The sequence below is a fragment of the Pseudomonas sp. NPDC089554 genome, assembly GCF_050280645.1.
Lineage (GTDB): Bacteria > Pseudomonadota > Gammaproteobacteria > Pseudomonadales > Pseudomonadaceae > Aquipseudomonas.
Map to the genome: position 1 here is coordinate 1 of NZ_JBNNVR010000211.1, position 1,011 is coordinate 1,011.

General features: G+C 65.2%; 1 protein-coding gene. It reads left to right on the plus strand.

Annotation, left to right across the window (positions count from 1 at the left end):
• A partial coding sequence (locus tag ACQKPE_RS26615; RefSeq protein ID WP_427669660.1) for an AAA family ATPase occupies positions 1-1,011 on the plus strand: 1,011 nt, incomplete at both ends.

Here is a 1,011-nt window from a genome sequence, read left to right on the forward strand (position 1 = left end):
GCGTCCATTTCATCGCGCACGGCGGCCGGCGCCGGTGGCAGGCCAGTGGCCGAATCGCCTTCGCGCAGGTACTTCCAGCGCCGCTCGAAGTAAAGGCGCTATCGACCGCGCCTTCAACCAGCGTTACGACCGCGCCCTGGATGTGATCGAGCGTGCCTCGCTGGAAAAAGACGTGGCGCTGTACCGTGACGCCAGCAACGTCGCCTTCACCCCCATGGCCGATGGCAAGGCGCTGGACGAGGCCGAGTTCGCCCAGTTGCCCGAGGAGGTGCGCGAGCGCTTCCATGAGGATATTTCCGAGCTGGAAGAGCGCCTCAACGAGGAGCTGGCCAGCCTGCCGCAATGGAAGCGCGAGTCGAACAACCAGTTGCGTGCGCTCAATGAAGAGACCATCACCCTGGTCTTGCAGCCCTTACTGGCGCCGCTGTGCGAGAAATATGCGGAAAATGCCGCGGTCTGCGCCTACTTGCAGTCGCTGCAACTGAACCTGCTGCGTACCGTGGTCGAGCAACTGGTCGACGACGCCAAGACCGACGCCGTGGCGCGCAAGATGCTCGAGGAGCAGTACGCCCCCAGCCTGGTGGCAGGCCACCCGGGCAACGGCGGCGCACCGGTGGTGTTCGAGCCGCACCCGACCTACGACAACCTGTTCGGGCGCATCGAATACAGCACCGACCAAGGCGCCCTCAACACCTCCTACCGGCAGTTGCGCCCAGGTGCCTTGCACCGGGCCAATGGCGGTTTCCTGATTCTCGAAGCCGAGAAGATGCTCGGCGAGCCGTTCGTCTGGGACGCGCTCAAGCGCGCCTTGCAGTCGCGCAAGCTGAAGATGGAGTCGCCGCTGGGCGAGCTGGGCCGTATCGCCACCGTCACCCTGACGCCGCAGATGATCCCGCTGAACGTCAAGCTGGTGATCATCGGCTCGCGCCAGCTGTACTACGCGTTGCAGGACCACGGCCCAGGGCATTGGCCCCCGGCGACAGGAAGATACCCGCCGTGGCCGCGTTGTGA